A 20364-nucleotide genomic window follows, 5' to 3' on the forward strand; every position below is an offset into this window, starting at 1 on the left:
CCCAGCAAGTGAATCTCGGCTCACGAATGCTTTTTCATCACCTTGAGTGATTGTGGTGGGCAGGGATTTATCATTTCGATAAATAAGGGGCTGATCTGTGTGTGTGCCTGTGCGTGCCTACACTCTGCACAGCTTCTCCCCTTCGAGGACAAAAATAATGAGCATGAGCTTTTCCGGGCAGGTGGTGGTTGTCACGGGGGCAGGGGCCGGTATTGGCCGGGCAACCGCGCTGGCCTTTGCCGCAGAGGGTTTGAAAGTCGTAGTGGCCGATCTGAATGTTGCCAGCGGTGAAGGCACGGTTGAGCTCATCAGGGCTGCGGGCGGCACATCCGTGTTCGTACCCTGCAATGTGACCCTCGAAGCCGAGGTAAAACACTTGATGGCGCAGACCATCAGCACTTACGGCCGCCTGGACTATGCCTTCAATAATGCCGGGATCGAGATTGAACAGGGGCGTCTGGCAGAGGGTACACAGGATGAGTTTGACGCGATCATGGGGGTTAACGTCAAAGGTGTCTGGTTGTGCATGAAGTATCAGTTGCCGCTGCTGCTGGCCCAGGGCGGCGGTGCAATCGTCAATACCGCGTCGGTGGCGGGGCTGGGGGCGGCTCCGAAGATGAGTATTTACTCGGCATCCAAGCATGCAGTGATTGGTTTGACCAAGTCAGCGGCCATTGAATATGCAAAGAAGGGGGTTCGGGTGAACGCGGTATGCCCGGCGGTTATTGATACCGACATGTTTCGCCGTGCCTATGAGGCAGATCCGAAAAAGGCTGAGTATGCAGCGGCAATTCATCCCGTGGGGCGTATAGGCACAGTGCAAGAGGTGGCCAGTGCGGTGCTGTATTTATGCTCTGACGGTGCAGCCTTTACCACGGGCCACGCCCTGGCCGTGGACGGCGGAGCGTTGGCGATTTGAGCGAGCGCCAACCAATTGTGCAGGAGTCGGGCTTGCTTGCGAGCTCCTTACCTCAGCATCGCCAGCGAGCCCGGCTCCTATAGAGTTGCATTGCCGGTCAGCGCGCTTTCCAGTTCAGGATGATCAAGGTCAACACGCCCGCGACAATTCCCCAGAAGGCCGAGCCAATCGAGAACAGGGTCATTCCGGACGCTGTGACCATAAAGGTGATGAGTGCGGCTTCGCGTTCTTTCGATTCAGCCATGGCGATGGTCAGGCCATTGCTGATGGAGCCGAACAGGGCCAGTGCTGCAATCGACAGTACCAATTCTTTGGGGAAGGCTGCGAACAGTGCCGCCAGCGTTGCACCAAAGGTCCCGGCAATACCGTAGAAAATGCCGCACCACATTGCCGCCGTGTAGCGTTTTTTAGGGTCTTCGTGGGCATGGGGGCCAGTGCATATGGCGGCACTGATCGCGGCCAGGTTAATCCCGTGGGAACCGAAGGGTGCGAGCAGCAGCGAGGCGACACCGGTGGTGGTGATCAGCGGCGAAGCGGGGACGTTGTAACCATCGGCCCGCAGCACGGCGATGCCCGGCATGTTCTGGGAGGTCATGGCCACCACAAACAGCGGGATACCGATACTGATGGTCGCGGCTATCGAGAACGAGGGTGTAGTCCATACCGGGACCGCGACTTCCAGGGCGAAACCGCTGAAATCCAGGAGTCCAAGCAAGCCCGAGATCAAGGTGCCGATCATCAGGGCCGCGAGCACGGCATAGCGCGGCAACAGGCGCTTGACGATCAGGTAAGTGACCAGCATCCCGACCACCAGCCCGGTGCGATGTTGTGCCGCGACGAAGATCTCGCTACCGATCTTGAACAGGATGCCCGCCAGTAAAGCCGCTGCCAGTGACCCGGGGATACGTTTGACCAGGCGCTCGAAGCTGCCGGTCATGCCGCAGATAATGACCAGCAGTGCACAGGTGATGTAGGCGCCGATAGCCTCGCCATAGCTGACGCCACCGAGGCTGGTGATCAGTAGCGCGGCCCCGGGCGTAGACCAGGCGATGGTGATGGGGGTGCGGTAACGCAATGACAATCCTATGCTGCAAACAGCCATGCCAATTGACAAGGCCCATATCCACGAGGAAATCTGTCCGCTGCTCAGGCCTGCTGCCTGGCCGGCCTGAAACATCAGCACCAGGGAACTGGTGTAGCCGGTCATCATTGCGATAAAGCCTGCGACCACGGCTGAAGGCGAGGTGTCGGACAGCGGATGTAACCGCGGCAGAGGGGCGTCGGACATGGTGCGCAATTCCTTGTTCTTGAAGAGAGTTCTGACAGCACGCAAGCCTAAACGCAAAGCTAACCTGTCATTGCGATACAGCCGGGATCGCAAATGACCGTACAGTCGTACTGGCACTCTGGCTTGTGTACAATGCGCCCTGATTTTATGCATTAATTCTTTGCCAGCGACGCCCGTTACCGTACTGAGGTAACGTCTAATTCGCCGCCGCTTTCCCACACGAGTGCCCATGAACGAACAGTTGCAGCCTCTCAAGAAACAATCCCGCGCAGGCAAGGCCGGCCGCAGTGGAACCCAGGACGATATCGTCTACGCGCATATTTTCGAGGCGATTCTCGAACAGCGTCTGGCGCCTGGAACCAAGCTGAGTGAAGAAGCGCTGGGTGAAATCTTTGGGGTGAGCCGTACCATCATTCGTCGTGCCTTGTCGCGTCTGGCCCACGAAGGGGTCGTATTGCTGCGGCCAAACCGTGGTGCGGTGGTGGCCAGCCCCAGTATTGAGGAAGCGCGTCAGGTGTTTTTTGCCCGGCGGCTGGTAGAAAAGGCCATCACCGAACTGGCTGTGGTGCATGCCTGTGCCGAGGACCTGGCGCAGTTGCGCAAAATGGTGGAAGACGAGCGTGACAGCTTTTCGCGGGGCGATCGCGGGGCCGGGATCCGCTTGTCAGGCGAGTTTCACCTGAAACTGGCAGAGGCTGCCAAAAATGCGCCCCTGATCAGCTTCCAGCGCAGCCTGGTGTCGCAAACGTCACTGATTATTGCCCAATACGAGAGCGGCAACCGCTCGCACTGCTCCTACGACGAGCACATGCAATTGATCGATGCGATTGAAGCGCGTGATGCCGCGCTGGCTGTAGACCTGATGATGCACCACATGGATCACATCGACAGCAAACTCAACCTTGACGAAGAGAGCGCCTCGGACGATTTGCATGCGGTGTTCTCGCACTTGCTGCAAACCAAGGGCAAAAGCCCCCGGCCTGCAGCCAAGCTGTAAACCCGCCATCGATTCCTGAAGGAGCGAGCCTGCTCGCGATGTCATCGCCGGCAAGCCGGCTCCCACAAGGTAGCGGTGTATTCAGGTTTAGCGCTGATGCACCAGATTGCCCGCTGCATAGGTCTGTTGCACGGTGCGGTCATCGCCCAGGGTCATCAATACAAACAATGTTTCGGCAATGTTTTTCGACTGCTTGAGGCGATAGCTCATCAACGGTGTGGCGTTGTAGTCCAGGACCACAAAGTCCGCATCGCTGCCCGCTTGCAGGTTGCCGATACGGTCTTCCAGACGCAGGGCCCGCGCGCCGCCCAGGGTGGCCAGATACAACGACTTGAACGGATCGAGGCGTGCACCCTGCAGCTGCATGACCTTGTAGGCTTCGTTCAGGGTGTTGAGCAGCGAGAAACTAGTGCCTGCACCCACATCCGTGCCCAGCCCGACATTGAGCTTATGCTTCTCTGCCATCGGCAAGTTGAACAGGCCGCTGCCAAGGAACAGGTTGGACGTCGGGCAGAAAGCCACTGCCGAGCCGGTTTCAGCCAGTCGGGCGCATTCCTCGTCACACAAATGCACGCCATGGGCAAATACCGAGCGCTCTCCCAGCAGTTGGTAGTGGTCGTACACGTCCAGATAGCCTTTACGCTCCGGGAACAGCGACTTTACCCACTCAATTTCTTGAAGGTTCTCGCTGATATGGGTGTGCAGATACAGATCCGGGTATTCACCCAACAACTTGCCCGCCAGGGTTAATTGCTCTGGCGTACTGGTCGGCGCGAAGCGTGGGGTCACCGCGTAATGCAGGCGGCCCTTGCCGTGCCAGCGCTCGATCAGCGCCTTGCTTTCGCTGTAGCCGGTTTCGGCGGTGTCGGTCAGATACTCCGGCGCGTTACGGTCCATCATCACTTTGCCGGCAATCAAACGCAGGTCCAGACCCTGGGCGGCTTCGAACAGGGCATCCACTGATTGCGGATGCACGCTGCCAAATACCAGGGCCGTGGTGGTGCCGTTGCGCAGCAGTTCCTTGAGGAAAATGCCTGCCACTTCGTCGGCATGGGCTTTATCGGCAAACTGGTTTTCGCACGGGAAAGTGTAGGTGTTGAGCCAGTCGAGCAACTGCTCGCCGTAGGCACCGATCATCCCGGTTTGCGGGAAGTGGATATGGGTGTCGATAAAACCGGGCGTGATCAGCGCATCGGTGTATTCCGTGATCTCGGTATCGGCGGTCAGTGTCGCAAGCAGCTCGCTGGCTGCTCCGACGGCTTTGATCAGGCCGTTTTCGACCACCAGCAGGCCATCTTCGAAATACTCATAGGAGGCTTCGATGCCGACTTCGGCGGGGTCGGCAATGCTGTGCAGGATGGCGGCGCGATAGGCTTTACAGGTCATGACAATTCTCGGTGCGTGGCATGGCTGCGTCGTGAAGACGGCAGCAATTGTTTAATGGGTTCAGATGACGCGGTGTTGCCACTGGCCGTGTGCTGGCCAAAGTGGGCGTTATAGGTGGCGATGATTTCGCCGGCGATGGATATGGCGATTTCCACAGGCAGTTTGCCTTTGACTTCGCTCAAGCCCATCGGGCAGCGCAAGCGCTGCAAATGTTGCGGGCTGAAACCGCGGTCGCGCAGGCGATGCTCGAACTTCACGCGCTTGGTTTGGGAACCAATCAAACCGAAGTAGGTAAAGTCGTTACGTTTGAGCAAGGCGGCGCTGAGTTCCAGGTCCAGGGCGTGATTATGCGTCATGACGATGCAGTAGCAACCTGTTGGCAGCGCATCCACCTCGTCGACGGGTTCATCGGTGACGATTTTTCGCACGCCTGCAGGTATTTGCGTCGGGAATTCCTGTTCCCGCGAGTCGATCCAGCGCACCCGGCACGGCAGGCCGGCAAGCAGCGGCACCAGTGCACGCGCCACATGGCCGGCGCCAAAGACGGCGATCTGGGCCTGCACCTGGCCCATGGGCTCGAACAGCAACAGGGTTACGCCGCCACAACATTGGCCCAGGCTGGCGCCCAGGCTGAACCGCTGCAGATGGGTGTCGTGCTTGCCGCTGTCGAGCATCTGGCGGGCAATCTCCATCGCCTTGTATTCCAGATGACCGCCGCCGATGGTGTCGAAGGTCTGCGCGGCACTGATTACCATCTTCGAGCCGGCATTGCGCGGGGTCGAGCCTTGCTCCTCGATAATGGTCACCAGGACGCAAGGTTCGCCTTGTTGCTGCAGGTCGGCCAGGGCGCTGATCCAGTTATTCATACGGTTTCCCCCGGGCTGCTTTACGCATTTGCTCACACCCCCACAACACCCGCTCCGGCGTTGCCGGCGCGTCGATCTCGGGTTGCAGGCGATAATCGGCGAGGCTGGCGACTGCATCCTTGATCGCACACCAGGCGGCGATGCCGAGCATGAACGGTGGCTCGCCTACGGCCTTGGAGTGGAACACCGTGTCTTCCGGGTTCTTGCGGTTCTCCACCAGGGTTACCCGCAGGTCCAGGGGCATGTCCGCCACGGCCGGAATCTTGTAGCTGGCCGGGCCGCTGGTCATGAGTTTGCCTTTGGCATTCCACACCAGTTCTTCCATGGTCAGCCAGCCGGCGCCCTGGATGTAGCCGCCTTCGACCTGGCCAATATCAATGGCCGGGTTCAGGGAGGCGCCCACGTCGTGGAGGATGTCTGTGCGCAACATCTTGTACTCGCCGGTCAGGGTGTCGACTATGACTTCGGCGCAGGCGGCGCCAAAGGCAAAGTAGTAAAACGGCCTTCCGCGTGCCTGGTTGCGGTCATAAAAGATCTTTGGTGTTTTGTAGTAGCCGGTGCTCGATAGTGAGACCTGGCCGAAATACGCCTGCTGGATCAGGGTTTCAAAGCTGATGATCTGCTCGCCAACGCGGACCTGGCCATTGTGAAACATCACATCCTGCGGCTCGACCTGATACTTGCCGGCTGCAAACTCGATAAGCCGTTGCTTGATGTTTTCAGCAGCGTTTTGCGCGGCCTTGCCATTCAGGTCGGCACCGCTTGAGGCGGCAGTCGGCGAGGTGTTTGGCACCTTGTCAGTGTTGGTCGCGGTGATTTGCACGCGACTGATCTCCACTTGAAACACCTCGGCCACCACCTGGGCCACCTTGATGTTCAAGCCCTGACCCATCTCGGTGCCACCGTGGTTGAGGTGGATGCTGCCGTCAGTATAGATATGGATCAGTGCCCCGGCCTGGTTGAGAAAACTGGCGGTAAAGGAAATACCGAATTTAACCGGGGTCAGTGCCAGGCCTTTTTTCAGCACCGGACTGCTGGCGTTAAACGCCTTGATCGCTTCGCGTCGCTCGTAATACTGGCTGCTTGCCTCGAGATCTGCGGTCATTTCCTCCAGCAGGTTGTGCTCCACGGTCTGGTAATAGTGGGTCACGTTGCGTTCAGTCTTGCCGTAGTAGTTGGCCTTGCGCACGGCCAGCGGATCGAGGGCCAGGTGGCGGGCGATACGGTCCATGACCTCTTCGATGGCAACCATCCCTTGGGGCCCGCCAAAACCGCGATAGGCGGTGTTTGAAGCGGTGTTGGTTTTGCAGCGATGGCCATTGATCGTTGCGTCGCCCAGGTAATAGGCGTTGTCGGCATGGAACATGGCGCGGTCGACGATGGAATTGGACAGGTCCGGCGAGCACCCGCAGTTACCGGCCAGGTCCAGCTGAATGCCTTGCAATTGGCCCCTGGCATCGAAGCCGACGTCGTATTCGATATAGAACGGATGGCGCTTGCCGGTCATCAGCATGTCTTCGACCCGTGGCAAACGCATTTTGCTCGGCTGGCCGGTCAGGCGCGCGACTACCGCGCACAGGCAGGCGGGGCTGGCCGCCTGGGTCTCCTTGCCGCCAAAGCCTCCGCCCATGCGCCGCATGTCGACGACGATTTTGTTCATTGATACATCAAGGACTTCGGCGACCAGTTTCTGCACTTCGGTCGGATTTTGCGTCGAGCAGTAAACAATCATGCCGCCATCTTCGGTAGGCATTACCGAGGAGATCTGGGTTTCGAGATAAAAGTGTTCTTGCCCGCCGATATGCAGGCTGCCTTGCAAGCGGTGAGTGGCCCGGGCCAGTGCACCGCTCGAGTCGCCGCGTTGATGGGTGTGGCTTTCGAGCACGAAGTGCTTGTTGCGCAGGGCCTGCACCACATCGAGCACCGGCTCCAGGTCTTCATACTCGATAATCGCCGCCATTGCGGCCTTGCGGGCGGTATCCAGGTCCTTTGCGGCCACTACCAGTACCGGCTGGCCAACAAACTCCACCTTGTCGATGGCCAGCAGCGGGTCGCCGGGCAGCAGCGGACCAATGTCCTTGAGGCCGGGAATATCCTCATGGGTGATTGCCAGGCGCACTCCGTCAAAGCCATAGCAGGGCGCTGTATCGACGCGAATGATTCTGGCGTGAGCCCGGTCGGACAAGCGCGCGTAAAGATGTAGCTGATTGGGAAACTCAAGTCGGTCATCGATGTACTGTGCTTCACCCGAAACGTGCTTTTCGGCACTGTCATGTTTGACACTGCGGCCAACGCCGGTCTTCAGGTCTTGCCGGAAGAGGGCGGTCAACTCGGCCTGGGTTGGCTCAATCTTGTGATGATTAGACATATGCTGTTACCCGCGTCTCAAGGTGTGGCGTTTGCTGCTCGATGAAAAATTTGCGCAGCAGGTTTTGCGCGCTCAGCAGGCGGTATTCCTTGCTGGCGCGAAAGTCGGACAGCGGGGTGAAATCTTCGGCCAGTGCCGCACAGGCCCGCTCAAGGGTCGACGGGTTCCAGGGGGCGCCGAGCAGGGCATCTTCACAGGCTTTGGCCCGTTTGGAGATGGCAGCCATCCCGCCATAGGCGACCCGTGCCTCAACCACCAGGCCGTTGTCGATATGCAGGTTGAAGGCCGCGCACACGGCGCTGATGTCGTCATCCAGGCGCTTGGATACTTTATAGGCGCGAAAGGTATGACTCTGGCTGGCGCGAGGGATGATAATTTTCTCGATAAACTCGCCTTCCTGACGAGCCGTCACCCGGTAGTCGATGAAGTAATCCTCAATCGCCAGGGTGCGCCGGGCTTCCCCTTTGCACAGCACCAACTGTGCACCGAGAGCGATCAGTAGTGGAGGCGTGTCACCAATGGGCGAGGCGTTGCCAATATTGCCGCCAAGGGTGCCCTGATTGCGGATTTGCAAGGACGCGAAGCGTTGCAGCAGTTCGCCGAAGTCCGGGTATTCAGCCTTGAGCGTGCTGTAGGCGTCAGTCAGTGAAACGGCAGCCCCGATTTCAAGGCGGTCCTCAAAGCGTTCGATCAGTTTCATTTCGGCCACGTTGCCGACATAGATCATGACCGGTAACGGGCGATGAAACTGGGTAACTTCCAGGGCCAGATCGGTCCCTCCGGCCAGCAGGCGGGCCTGGGGGTGCGACTCATATAGCTGAGCCAGATCGCTGATGGTCAAGGGCAGCAGGCAGCGTTTGTCGCCGCTGTTCAGTTCTGCGGTCTGGGTCGGGGTAATGGCTTCGAGTTGAGCGATGGTCTGGCTCTGTTGCGCATCGAACTGATCGCCCCGCTCTGCGTTGCAGGCCTGCTCGGCGGCGGCCAGGATGGGGCGGTAACCGGTACAGCGACACAGGTTGCCGGCCAGCGCTTCGTGCGCCTGATGACCATCATGGAGGCCGGTGCTGTTCTTTTGCAGGGCGAACAGCGACATCACGAAGCCCGGGGTGCAGAAACCGCACTGTGAACCATGGCAGTCGACCATTGCCCGTTGCACGCTGTGCAGCTGGCCCTGGTGTTTGAGGTCTTCAACGCTGATCAGTTGCTTGCCGTGCAAGGTCGAAACAAAGGTCAGGCACGAATTGATACTGCGATAGCGCAGGCTCCGGGTGCCTGTATCGTCGCTATGCAACTCACCCACCACCACAGTGCAGGCACCGCAGTCGCCGCTGGCGCACCCTTCCTTGGTGCCGGGTTTGTGCAGGTGCTCGCGCAAGTATTCAAGCACGGTCATGTTCGGGTCCAGCGCATGCTCGCAGCGCAGCGTCTGGTTGAGTAGGAACTGGATCACGGAAGGCCTCGCAAAATCATTATTGTTATAGAGCGGGATGGACTGAATCTAGCTAAAGCTGACTCTCAGGTCAAGAAATTAGGCTCGACTGTCCCGGTGATTTAAATAACGGGAATTTATTTGCTTATTTCGTGCCAAATTCAGGGTTTGCGGCACTCCGCTAGCACCGGGCAAGTGAGTTACACTGCGCCGCTTGTACTGATCGAAGATTTTGAAGGTAAAACATGACGTTCAAGGCGCCGGATAGCCTCGCCGAGCAAATCGCTCACCACCTCGCCGAACGCATCATTCGGGGCGAGCTCAAGCCTGGGGAGCGCATTCAAGAGCAGAAAGTGACTCTGGCACTTAACGTCAGTCGCGGTTCTGTGCGCGAAGCGTTGCTGATTCTCGAGCGCCGGCACCTGATCGCCATCCTCCCGCGGCGCGGCGCCCATGTCACCGAGCTCACTGCGCACAAGGTGCAGAGCCTGTGCACGCTGATGAGCGAGATGTACATTCTGCTGGGCAACGCCGTGGCCCGCCGCTGGGCGGTACAGGCTGATCTGGGGCCTTTCCTGCAGATTCAGCAGCGTCTGGTCGCCAGCTACGAGCGTCAGGACATCAGTGCATTTGTCGAAGACAGTTTCAATGTGATGCGTGCGGCGTTTCCGTTTGCCGACAACCCGTATTTGCAGGAAACCGTTGAAAACCTGCATCCGGCCATGAGCCGTGCCTATTACCTGGCGCTGGATCAGCGCAAGGCTGAAATGAGCGAATACCTGGAACTCTTCGCGCAGTTGCTCGAGGCCGTAGTGGCGCGTGATTTGCCGCAGATTCGCGAGGTTCTGAGCCGCTATGCCCAGCGCAGTTGTGACCTGGTGCTGTCTGCCTTGACGGTTGCCTGAGCGTGCGCCTCACTTGCATCAAACTCGCGGGCTTCAAGTCCTTCGTCGATCCGACAACCGTTAACTTCCCGAGCAATATGGCGGCCGTTGTAGGCCCTAACGGCTGCGGCAAGTCGAACATCATCGACGCCGTGCGCTGGGTGATGGGTGAAAGCTCGGCTAAAAACCTGCGCGGCGAGTCGATGACGGATGTCATCTTCAACGGTTCCACCACACGCAAGCCGGTGAGTCAGGCCAGCATCGAACTGGTGTTCGATAACTCCGACGGCACGCTGCTGGGCGAATACGCGGCCTACGCCGAGATTTCCATCCGTCGTAAAGTGACCCGCGACAGTCAGACCACCTATTACCTCAACGGTACCAAGTGCCGTCGGCGTGATATCACCGATATTTTCCTGGGAACCGGTCTCGGGCCGCGCAGTTATTCGATTATCGAGCAGGGCATGATCTCGAAACTGATCGAGTCCAAGCCCGAGGATCTGCGTAACTTTATCGAAGAGGCGGCAGGCATCTCCAAATACAAGGAGCGTCGCCGCGAGACTGAAAATCGTATTCGCCGTACCCACGAAAACCTCGCCCGCCTGACCGACCTGCGTGAAGAGTTGGGGCGTCAGCTTGAGCGCTTGCATCGCCAGGCCCAGGCAGCTGAGAAATATCAGGAATACAAGGCCCAAGAGCGTCAGCTCAAGGCTCAGCTGTCAGCTTTGCGCTGGCAGGCACTGAACGAGCAAGTGGGCCAGCGCGAAGCGGTTATTGGCAACCAGGAAGTCAGTTTCGAAGCCCTGGTGGCCGAGCAGCGCAATGCCGATGCCAGCATCGAACGCTTGCGTGACGGGCACCATGATCTGTCAGAACGCTTTAATTTGGTGCAAGGGCGCTTCTATTCGGTCGGCGGTGATATTGCCCGGGTCGAGCAAAGCATTCAGCACGGTCAGCAGCGTTTGCGTCAGTTGCAGGATGACCTGCGCGAAGCCGAGCGTTCCCGTCTCGAAACCGAGGCCCATCTGGGGCATGACCGGACGATGTTGGCGACGCTGGGTGAAGAGCTTGAAATGCTCGCACCAGAGCAGGAACTGACCAGCGCTGCGGCCGAAGAAGCGGCAGCCGCGCTGGAAGAATCCGAACACACCATGCATGGCTGGCAAGAGCAGTGGGATGATTTCAACCAGCGCTCGGCAGAGCCCCAGCGTCAGTCCGAAGTCTTGCAGGCGCGTATCCAGCAGCTGGAAACCAGCATGGAGCGCGTGGCCGAGCGTCAGCGCCGGTTGGCAGAAGAGCGCGCCTTGCTGGCGGCCGATCCTGAAGATGCGGCGATTCTCGAGCTGAGTGAGCAGCTGGCTACCAGCGAGCTGACCCAGGAAGAACTGCAAGCCAGTGAAGAGCTGCTGGTCGAGCGGCTGGAGCAGGTGCGTCACGATTTGCAGCAGGCGACACAGAATCAGCAGCAGGCACAGGGTGAGCTGCAGCGGCTCAACGGTCGCCTGGCCTCCCTTGAGGCCTTGCAGCAGGCAGCTCTGGACCCGGGCACCGGTGCAGCGCAGTGGTTGCAAGACCAGCAGCTCGCCGATCGCCCACGTCTGGCCGAAGGCCTGCGCGTTGAAGCCGGCTGGGAGCTGGCGGTCGAGACGGTTCTTGGCGCCGACTTGCAGGCCGTGCTGGTGGATGACTTTGCGCAACTGGACCTGGCCGGTTTTGCCCAGGGCGACCTGCGCCTGTTCAGTGCCGGTACCCAGGGCGGTCGTTTGGCCGGCAGTTTGCTGGACAAGGTCGAGGCCGACTTCGATCTCTCGCCATGGCTGGGTCAGGTCAGGGCGGTGGAAACCCTGGAGCAGGCGCTGGCCATGCGCGTGCAATTGGCCGATGGCCAGAGCCTGATCAGCCGGGACGGGTATTGGGTCGGGCGCAACTTTTTGCGGGTTCGGCGTGCCAGCGAAGCGCAAAGCGGCGTGTTGGCCCGGGGGCAGGAAATTCAGCATTTGGGTGCTGAGCGCGAAGAGCGTGAAGCCGCACTGGCCAGCCTTGAAGAACAGCTACAGCGTTTGCGCGAGCAACAGTTGACCCAGGAAGACTCCCGCGAGCAGGTGCGTCGTCGTCTGCAGGACGAAGCCCGTCAGCAAGGTGAGATCAAGGCCCTGCTATCTGCCAGTAAAGCCAAGGTCGAGCAATTGACCTTGCGCCGGCGTCGCCTGGATGAAGAGCTGGTCGAGCTGGGAGAGCAGCGAGCCCTGGAGCATGAGCAGGTTGGCGAGTCCCGCCTGCAGCTCCAGGATGCGCTGGATGCCATGGCCACCGACACTGAGCGGCGTGAGCTGCTGTTGGCCCAGCGCGACAGTCTGCGCGAGCGCCTGGACCGGGTGCGCCAGGAAGCGCGTCAGCACAAGGATCACGCTCACCAGCTGGCGGTGCGTCTGGGCTCGCTCAAGGCGCAGCACGACTCAACGCGTCAGGCCCTTGAGCGGCTGGAGCTGCAGTCCGAGCGTCTGGCGGAAAAGCGTGAGCAGCTCAGTCTTAATCTGGAGGAGGGCGAGGCTCCCCTCGAAGAATTGCGCCTCAAGCTTGAAGAGTTGCTCGACAAGCGCCTGACCGTGGATCAGGAGCTCAAAATTGCCCAGACCGCCCTTGAGGATGCTGACCGTGAATTGCGCGACGCTGAAAAGCGCCGCAATCAGGCCGAGCAGCAATCGCAGCTGATTCGCGGGCAGCTTGAACAGCAGCGCATGGAGTGGCAGGCGCTGACAGTGCGTCGAACCACGTTGCAGGATCAGTTGCTGGCCGATGGCTATGACCTGCACGGGGTGCTTGCAACCCTGAATGCCGAGGTCAATGAGCAGCAGGCTGAAGAAGAGCTGGAACGTATTGCAGCGCGGATTCAACGTCTGGGGGCCATCAACCTCGCGGCCATCGATGAGTACCAGCAGCAGTCCGAGCGCAAACGTTATCTGGATGCCCAGGATGCCGACCTGGTCGAGGCGTTGGATACTCTGGAAAACGTTATTCGCAAGATCGACAAAGAGACGCGCAGTCGCTTCAAAGACACCTTTGATCAGATAAATGGTGGATTACAGGCACTTTTCCCAAAAGTTTTCGGTGGTGGCAGCGCTTATTTGGAACTGACGGGCGAAGATTTACTCGATACAGGGGTAACTATCATGGCGCGTCCACCGGGCAAGAAGAACAGCACCATTCATTTGCTGTCCGGTGGCGAGAAAGCATTGACTGCCCTGGCACTGGTTTTTGCCATTTTCAAACTCAATCCTGCGCCGTTTTGCATGCTTGATGAAGTTGACGCACCGCTTGATGACGCTAACGTGGGCCGCTATGCCCGCCTGGTAAAAGAGATGTCACAGACCGTGCAATTCATTTACATCACCCACAACAAAATCGCCATGGAAATGGCCGATCAGTTGATGGGGGTGACAATGCATGAGCCCGGCTGCTCTCGTCTGGTGGCGGTTGATGTCGAGGAGGCAATGGCAATGGTCGATGCTTGAGCTATAAGCATGTAGGGGGATTTTTCTTCTCGAAAGAGAATTCCTGAATATTTGTCTGGCATGACTGATGGGTCGTGGGCTATATGGGCATTAGCCCAATGCGACAGACGGTGTAAAGTTATCTTTGGTCGTGTTAATTTAGCGTCTAATTTTTTGTACGTGGGTAAAACGCCATTCAGAACATAGAGTTGGCGCCACGTTTTAAAGGGCTTTAGGCTCTTCTTCATAGAATCATTTTTTAGGGGCACGGGATTACATGGAAATCGGTCTGCGCGAGTGGCTGATAGTCATCGGCATAGTGGTCATCGCCGGTATTCTTTTTGATGGCTGGCGCCGTATGCGCGGCGGCAAGGGCAAACTCAAGTTTCGCCTTGACCGCAGCTTTTCCAACGTCCCTGACGAGGAGACCAGCGCCGAGCTGCTGGGTCCTTCGCGAGTCCTGGACACGCCGGCCCATAAAGAGCCCCAGCTTGACGAGCACGACCTGCCATCGGTCAGCATGTCGCCACGGGACAAGGGTTCCAAGCGCAGCAAGCGTGGCGGGGAGCCGAGCCAGGGTGACCTGAACCTCAATCTGGATCTGGAAGACGGTCCGAGCATCAGCGCCCGCGATGATGACTTCGCCCAGGAAGCCAAACCACGTGGGCGTTCAGCGCCAAGTGTGGCGGCGGTTGAAGCGAAGGAGCCCGCAGCACAACAGGCCGCTGAAGAAGTGCTGGTCATCAGTGTGATCAGTCGCGATCCTGCCGGCTTCAAGGGGCCTGCATTGCTGCAGAACATCCTTGAAAGCGGTTTGCGCTTTGGTGAGATGGATATTTTCCACCGCCACGAAAGCATGGCCGGTAATGGCGAAGTGTTGTTCTCCATGGCCAACGCCGTGAAACCGGGCGTGTTTGATCTGGATGATATTGACCTGTTCAGCACCCCTGCCGTGAGCTTCTTTCTCGGCTTGCCGGGCCCGCGTCATCCCAAGCAGGCATTCGATGTGATGGTTGCCGCTGCACGCAAGTTGTCCCAGGAGCTCAACGGTGAGCTTAAGGATGACCAGCGCAGTGTTTTGACGGCTCAGACCATCGAGCATTACCGTCAGCGCATCGTCGAGTTCGAGCGTCGTGCCCTGACCCAGAAACGCTAAACAGGTGGGGGCAGGCATGCTTGCTCCCGCAGAAACGCAAAATGATTAACGCAAGAGCAGCCTCGGCTGCTCTTTTGCTTTGTGAGAGAACACCCCATGACCGCCGCCAATACCCGAATTCTAGAGCTGCGCGCTGAACTGGATCAGCACAACTATCGCTATCACGTACTCGACGAGCCCAGCATTCCGGACGCCGAGTACGATCGTCTGTTTCGCGAGCTCAAAGCGCTGGAGACCGAGCATCCGGAGCTGATCACTCCGGACTCGCCGACCCAGCGAGTCGGCAGCGCGGCGTTGTCGGCTTTTACTCAAGTGCGCCACGAAGTGCCGATGCTGAGTCTTGGCAACGCCTTTGATGAAACAGACATGCGTGAATTCGACCGGCGCGTCAGCGAAGGTCTGGATTTGCCGGCGGGCGATCTGTTTGGCGGCGGCGCCGAAGTTGAATACAGCTGTGAGCCCAAGCTCGATGGTCTGGCGGTCAGCTTGCTGTATCGGGACGGCAATCTGGTGCGCGGAGCTACTCGCGGAGACGGCACCACGGGCGAAGACATCAGTGTCAACGTGCGCACGGTACGCAATATCCCGCTCAAGCTGCATGGCAGCGGTTGGCCCGCAGTCCTGGAGGTGCGGGGCGAGGTCTTTATGTCCAAGGCCGGCTTTGACCGTCTTAACGAGACCCAGCTCGCCGCAGGCGGCAAAACCTTTGCCAACCCGCGTAACGCCGCAGCAGGCAGTTTGCGGCAGCTGGACTCGAAAATTACCGCCAGTCGTCCTTTGGAGTTTTGCTGCTACGGCCTTGGCCAGGTGTCTGAGGAGTTTTCAGACACCCATATCGGCAATCTCAAGCAGTTGCAGCAATGGGGCATGCCGATCAGTCATGAATTGAAACTGGCCCGGGGCATTGGCGAATGCCTGGACTACTACCGTGATATTGGCGAGCGCCGCGCGTCCCTGTCTTATGAAATCGATGGTGTGGTGTTCAAGGTCAATAGCCTGGCATCGCAGCGTGAGCTGGGCTTTCGTGCCCGCGAGCCGCGCTGGGCTATTGCTCACAAGTTCCCGGCGATGGAAGAGCTGACCGAGCTGCTGGATGTGGAGTTTCAGGTCGGTCGTACCGGTGCGGTCACGCCGGTGGCGCGTTTAAAGCCGGTCAAGGTGGCGGGGGTCACGGTCTCCAATGCCACGCTGCACAACATGGATGAAGTGGCGCGTCTGGGGCTGATGATTGGTGACACGGTGATTATTCGCCGTGCCGGTGATGTGATTCCGCAGGTGGTGCAAGTGGTGCTGGAGCGGCGTCCTGAAAACGCTCGCCCGGTGCAGATCCCGGAGAGCTGTCCAGTGTGCGGTTCCCACGTAGAGCGCACGCAACTGATCAAGCGCAGCAAGGGTCGCGAAACCATCAGTGAAGGGGCGGTGTACCGCTGTGTCGGGCGACTGGCCTGCGGGGCCCAGCTCAAACAGGCGATCATTCACTTTGTTTCGCGTCGGGCCATGGATATTGAAGGCCTGGGCGAAAAAAGCGTCGAGCAGTTGGTGGATGAGGGGTTGGTGAGTTCGCCGGCCGATCTGTACACCCTGACCTTCGAAAAAATTGTCGATCTTGAAGGGTTTGCCGAGCTGTCGAGCAAGAATTTGCTGCAGGCAATAGCGGACAGCAAGCGTCCGGCATTGGCGCGTTTTATATACGCTCTGGGAATTCCCGATGTAGGAGAGGAGACGGCCAAAGTACTGGCGCGCTCATTGGCCTCTCTGGAGCGTGTACAGCGTGCTTTGCCGCAAGTACTCACCTACTTGCCGGATGTCGGGCTGGAAGTGGCCCACGAGATTCACAGCTTCTTCGGTGATGCCCATAACCAGCAGGTGATAGCGCAATTGCTTGAGCGTGGACTGGAATTGCAGGACCAGGGGGATCTGGGGGCCGAGTTCGCGGCCAGTGCCACCTTGGGCGGGTTGATCGACAAGCTGCATATCCCCTCGGTTGGGCCGGGTGGTGCGCAAAAGCTGGCCGAAAAGTTTGTAACCCTTGAGGGGGTAATCAACGCTGACTGGCTCGATATGCGTCAGGCGCTGCCTGAGAAACAGGCCAAAGCGGTGCGCGAATTTTTCGACAACCCAGAAAATGCCCGGGCGGCTCTGGCTGTCGAGGCGCAGTTGCGCGACTTCGGCATGCACTGGCAGAGCGAGAAAAAGACCGTGGAAGGTTTGCCGCTGGCCGGGCAGACCTGGGTGCTGACCGGCTCGCTGGAGTTGATGAGTCGCGACGTCGCCAAAGACAAACTCGAAAGCCTGGGAGCCAAGGTTTCGGGTTCGGTCTCCGGCAAGACCCATTGCGTGGTGGCGGGCCCCGGCGCGGGCTCGAAACTGGTCAAGGCCAATGAGCTGGGGCTCAAGGTGCTGGATGAGGAAGCCTTTGTGGCGTTCCTGGGTGAGCAGGGCATCCAGATCTAGAGTGGTAGCCCCCTGCAGGAGCGAGCTTGCTCGCGAGCTCTTCGCGGCTTTGTTGAAAAGCTCGCTCCTGCAGAGTCTGCTGCCCGGTCCCCGCCATGTATGGCACCAATCCAAGTGCTTGAGCCCGCTCATTTTTTTATTCTTGCCGCAGCGGTTGTAAGTTTTCCTCAGACAGGTACAATGGCGCCGTTCGCTGCTAAGCGGATGTTGTTATGGTGACCCTATCGGTCCCTCCGCAACGATTACCCGTTAACCTGGTCAGATCCGGAAGGAAGCAGCCACAGCGGGAACATTGTGTGCCGGGGTGTGGCTGGTGGGGTTGCCTCCATTTTAAAAATCCTCAGTTGTGCAGGGTTTTTAGTCGATACACAGCATCTCTCCATTCTCTTTTGTTCAAGCCCCTCCCGGCGTTTATTCCGCGGTCGATGTCTTTTTGTGCGCGGCATAAAACATGCGGCTGTACGGCATGAGCAGTTTAAAGTGCGCATCGGATGCAATTTTGCCCCTGCTCCGCTAGCATTAGCCCCTTCCGCTTTTCTGACGCGACGGTTATCAATGAGTTATCAGGTTCTTGCACGTAAATGGCGTCCGCGCTCGTTCCGCGAAATGGTCGGCCAGACCCATGTGCTCAAGGCTCTGATCAATGCCCTGGACAGTCAGCGCCTGCATCACGCCTACCTGTTTACCGGTACCCGTGGTGTCGGCAAGACCACCATTGCGCGGATCATCGCCAAATGCCTGAACTGTGAGACAGGTATCACCTCGACCCCGTGCGGAACGTGTTCGGTGTGCCGCGAAATCGACGAAGGGCGCTTTGTCGATCTGATCGAAATCGATGCCGCGAGCCGGACCAAGGTCGAGGACACCCGCGAGCTGCTCGATAACGTGCAGTACGCGCCAAGCCGCGGGCGCTTCAAGGTCTACCTGATCGACGAAGTGCACATGCTCTCCAGCCACTCCTTCAATGCGTTGCTCAAAACCCTTGAAGAGCCGCCGCCCTACGTCAAATTCATCCTGGCGACCACCGATCCGCAGAAACTGCCGGCGACAATCCTTTCCCGTTGCCTGCAGTTCTCCCTGAAAAACATGACCCCCGAGCGGGTAGTCGAGCACTTGAGCCATGTGCTGAGTGTCGAAAACGTACCCTTTGAAGATGACGCGCTGTGGTTGCTGGGTCGGGCTGCGGACGGCTCGATGCGTGACGCGATGAGCCTGACCGACCAGGCCATTGCCTTCGGTGAAGGCAAGGTGCTGGCGGCTGATGTGCGCACCATGCTGGGTACTCTCGACCACGGCCAGGTGTTTGACCTGCTGCACGCCTTGATCGAAGGCGATGCCCGGGGACTGCTGGAGGCTGTGCGCCATCTGGCCGAGCAGGGCCCGGACTGGAACGGCGTGCTGTCCGAAATCCTCAACGTCTTCCATCGCGTTGCCATTGCCCAGGCGTTGCCCGAAGGGGTCGACAACGGCCACGGCGACCGTGATCGCGTACTGGCCCTGGCCAAGGTATTGCCTGCCGAAGACGTACAGTTTTATTACCAGATGGGCCTGATCGGCCGGCGTGATTTGCCGCTGGCACCAGACCCCCGTGGCGGTTTTGAAATGGTCCTGCTACGGATGCTGGCCTTCCGTCCGGCAGACGCGACAGACTCGCCGAGTCAGCCGCTAAAGCCAGTGGGGATCAGCCAGGCCACAGTTGATTCCGCCCAAACCGTGGCTGGCCCGACCGCTGTTGCGCCAGTAGTTGCTGCACCTGCACCTGCACCTGCCGCTGTGGCGGTGGTTGAAGTGCCCAGGTCTGAGCCTGAGCCGGCACCTGCACCTGTGGCGGCCCCCAGGGCGCCAGCAGTGCCGGTAGTGGACTTGCCGTGGAACGAGCCTGCTGTTGCCGTGATCGAAGAGCCGCTGGCGCCCCAAGCGATGCTCGATACGCTCGGCGAACAACCCGAGTTGCCACCGATGCCGTTGCCTACGCCTGACAGCGTGGTGCCGGACGCGCCGCAGTGGGAAGACGCGCCTGTACCTGAGCCAACGCCGGAGCAAGTGGACTCGGCGCTGTCGGGCCTGGATCGCGATGACGAGCCGCCACTGGACGAAGATTACATTGAGCCGGACATGGACTCGGCGGCCTATAGCTACCTTGACGAACTGGCCAGCGAGCATGGGGGCGAGCCTGCACCTGAACCCGAGCCATTGCCTGCTGCCGAGCCTGCGACCGGGCTGGCCCTTGAATGGCTGAATATGTTCCCCAAATTACCGGTATCGGGCATGACGGCGAGCATTGGCGCCAACTGCACATTGATCTCGGTTGATGGTGATGACTGGTTGCTGCATCTGGACCCGGCCCACAGCGCGTTGTTTAACGCGACTCAGCAGCGCCGGCTCAATGATGCGTTGAACCAGTATCATCAGCGCACACTCAAAGTGACTATCGAGCTGATCAAGCCGGAGCAGGAAACCCCGGCCCAGGCCGCCTCGCGCTTTCGTGCAGAGCGCCAGCGCCTGGCAGAAGAATCCATCTATGCCGATCCGCTGGTGCAGCAAATGATTGAACAATTCGGTGCGGCAGTCCGTGACGATACGATTCAACCTGTGGACGTTGTTGAGGCTCAGGCTTCATAACGCCAGGAAAAACTTACAGCCCGAGGTTTCTTGGCCGCGGGTGCATTGTCCAAATAACGTTTGAGGTGATTCCCATGATGAAAGGTGGCATGGCCGGCCTGATGAAGCAGGCGCAGCAGATGCAGGAAAAAATGGCCAAAATGCAGGAAGAACTGGCCAATGCTGAAGTCACTGGTAAAGCCGGTGGCGACATGGTGACTGTGGTCATGACCGGTCGTCATGACATCAAGCGTGTGAGCATTGATCCGGCTCTGCTTGAAGGCGTCAGCGATGATGACCGTGAAGTGCTGGAAGACCTGTTCGCGGCTGCAGTCAACGATGCCGTGCGCAAGGTCGAAGCCAATAGCCAGGACAAAATGTCCGGCGTGACCTCCGGCATGCAACTGCCGCCAGGCATGAAGCTGCCGTTCTAAGGCGCTGCACAAAATGCCAGGCCCCGGGCCTGGCATTTTTTTGCCTGGCTGTTTTTGATTAATGGTGCAGGCTGCCCGGGTGCACGGGATT

At 59.0% G+C, this 20364-nt stretch carries 13 protein-coding genes and 1 other RNA gene; 9 read left to right on the forward strand and 5 right to left on the reverse strand.

Annotation, left to right across the window (positions count from 1 at the left end):
* Positions 1-157 precede the first annotated feature (157 nt).
* Complete coding sequence (locus B195_RS08120; RefSeq protein WP_003447153.1) at positions 158-919, forward strand: SDR family oxidoreductase; 762 nt, start codon at positions 158-160, stop codon at positions 917-919.
* A gap of 97 nt (positions 920-1016) precedes the next feature.
* Here B195_RS08120 and B195_RS08125 read toward each other — a convergent pair whose 3' ends face one another.
* Positions 1017-2207 (reverse strand): benzoate/H(+) symporter BenE family transporter, encoded by a 1191-nt coding sequence (locus B195_RS08125; RefSeq protein ID WP_003447155.1) that lies wholly within the window; start codon positions 2205-2207, stop codon positions 1017-1019.
* A 229-nt stretch (positions 2208-2436) separates the two neighbouring features.
* On the opposite strand from B195_RS08125, the gene B195_RS08130 reads away from it, so the two are divergent.
* The gene (locus B195_RS08130; RefSeq protein ID WP_003447157.1) at positions 2437-3204 is read left to right on the forward strand and encodes a GntR family transcriptional regulator; all 768 of its coding nucleotides are present in this window, start codon (positions 2437-2439) and stop codon (positions 3202-3204) included.
* An 87-nt stretch (positions 3205-3291) separates the two neighbouring features.
* Here the strand turns inward: B195_RS08130 and guaD are convergent, their stop codons facing one another.
* From guaD to xdhA, 4 genes are read right to left on the reverse strand one after another with little or no spacing between them, the layout of a single operon-like run.
* Complete coding sequence (guaD, locus tag B195_RS08135) at positions 3292-4590, reverse strand: guanine deaminase (RefSeq protein WP_003447159.1); 1299 nt, start codon at positions 4588-4590, stop codon at positions 3292-3294.
* Positions 4587-5456: a xanthine dehydrogenase accessory protein XdhC gene (gene xdhC, locus B195_RS08140; RefSeq protein WP_003447161.1), complete on the reverse strand. Its 870-nt coding sequence runs from the start codon at positions 5454-5456 to the stop codon at positions 4587-4589. Before xdhC ends, guaD begins: the two co-directional genes overlap by 4 nt.
* Positions 5449-7824: a xanthine dehydrogenase molybdopterin binding subunit gene (gene xdhB, locus B195_RS08145; RefSeq protein ID WP_003447162.1), complete on the reverse strand. Its 2376-nt coding sequence runs from the start codon at positions 7822-7824 to the stop codon at positions 5449-5451. The genes xdhC and xdhB overlap by 8 nt, the downstream gene beginning before the upstream one ends.
* Entirely contained in the window at positions 7817-9274 is a 1458-nt protein-coding gene (xdhA, locus tag B195_RS08150; RefSeq protein WP_003447163.1) for a xanthine dehydrogenase small subunit, read from the reverse strand. Before xdhA ends, xdhB begins: the two co-directional genes overlap by 8 nt.
* Positions 9275-9498: 224 nt before the next feature.
* Between xdhA and B195_RS08155 the strand changes: the two genes are divergently transcribed.
* The 7 genes from B195_RS08155 to B195_RS08185 all read left to right on the forward strand — a co-directional run bounded on the left by B195_RS08155 (position 9499) and on the right by B195_RS08185 (position 20273).
* A complete protein-coding gene (locus B195_RS08155; protein WP_003447165.1) occupies positions 9499-10158 on the forward strand; it encodes a GntR family transcriptional regulator in 660 nt (219 codons plus the stop codon).
* Positions 10159-10160: 2 nt separating this feature from the next.
* Positions 10161-13649, forward strand: a complete 3489-nt coding sequence (gene smc / locus B195_RS08160) for a chromosome segregation protein SMC (RefSeq protein ID WP_003447167.1) — start codon at positions 10161-10163, stop codon at positions 13647-13649.
* Between the two features lie 256 nt (positions 13650-13905).
* Positions 13906-14784: a cell division protein ZipA gene (zipA, locus tag B195_RS08165; RefSeq protein WP_003447169.1), complete on the forward strand. Its 879-nt coding sequence runs from the start codon at positions 13906-13908 to the stop codon at positions 14782-14784.
* A gap of 96 nt (positions 14785-14880) precedes the next feature.
* On the forward strand, positions 14881-17238 hold the full coding sequence (gene ligA / locus B195_RS08170) for an NAD-dependent DNA ligase LigA (RefSeq protein ID WP_003447181.1): 2358 nt from the start codon (positions 14881-14883) through the stop codon (positions 17236-17238).
* Between the two features lie 222 nt (positions 17239-17460).
* An RNA gene (ffs, locus tag B195_RS08175) (signal recognition particle sRNA small type) lies at positions 17461-17557 on the forward strand.
* A gap of 236 nt (positions 17558-17793) precedes the next feature.
* Complete coding sequence (gene dnaX, locus B195_RS08180; RefSeq protein WP_003447183.1) at positions 17794-19860, forward strand: DNA polymerase III subunit gamma/tau; 2067 nt, start codon at positions 17794-17796, stop codon at positions 19858-19860.
* A gap of 74 nt (positions 19861-19934) precedes the next feature.
* Complete coding sequence (locus B195_RS08185; RefSeq protein ID WP_003447184.1) at positions 19935-20273, forward strand: YbaB/EbfC family nucleoid-associated protein; 339 nt, start codon at positions 19935-19937, stop codon at positions 20271-20273.
* Positions 20274-20364 lie beyond the last annotated feature (91 nt).

Origin of the sequence: Pseudomonas sp. Lz4W (assembly GCF_000346225.2) — a bacterium.
Classification (GTDB): domain Bacteria; phylum Pseudomonadota; class Gammaproteobacteria; order Pseudomonadales; family Pseudomonadaceae; genus Aquipseudomonas; species Aquipseudomonas paraversuta.

Coding starts and splice junctions, on each gene's coding strand:
- B195_RS08120 (WP_003447153.1), top strand. CDS start 158: ATGAGCATGAGCTTTTCCGGGCAGGTGGTGGTTGTCACGGGGGCAGGG.
- B195_RS08125 (WP_003447155.1), bottom strand. CDS start 2,207: ATGTCCGACGCCCCTCTGCCGCGGTTACATCCGCTGTCCGACACCTCG.
- B195_RS08130 (WP_003447157.1), top strand. CDS start 2,437: ATGAACGAACAGTTGCAGCCTCTCAAGAAACAATCCCGCGCAGGCAAG.
- guaD (WP_003447159.1), bottom strand. CDS start 4,590: ATGACCTGTAAAGCCTATCGCGCCGCCATCCTGCACAGCATTGCCGAC.
- xdhC (WP_003447161.1), bottom strand. CDS start 5,456: ATGAATAACTGGATCAGCGCCCTGGCCGACCTGCAGCAACAAGGCGAA.
- xdhB (WP_003447162.1), bottom strand. CDS start 7,824: ATGTCTAATCATCACAAGATTGAGCCAACCCAGGCCGAGTTGACCGCC.
- B195_RS08155 (WP_003447165.1), top strand. CDS start 9,499: ATGACGTTCAAGGCGCCGGATAGCCTCGCCGAGCAAATCGCTCACCAC.
- zipA (WP_003447169.1), top strand. CDS start 13,906: ATGGAAATCGGTCTGCGCGAGTGGCTGATAGTCATCGGCATAGTGGTC.
- ligA (WP_003447181.1), top strand. CDS start 14,881: ATGACCGCCGCCAATACCCGAATTCTAGAGCTGCGCGCTGAACTGGAT.
- dnaX (WP_003447183.1), top strand. CDS start 17,794: ATGAGTTATCAGGTTCTTGCACGTAAATGGCGTCCGCGCTCGTTCCGC.
- B195_RS08185 (WP_003447184.1), top strand. CDS start 19,935: ATGATGAAAGGTGGCATGGCCGGCCTGATGAAGCAGGCGCAGCAGATG.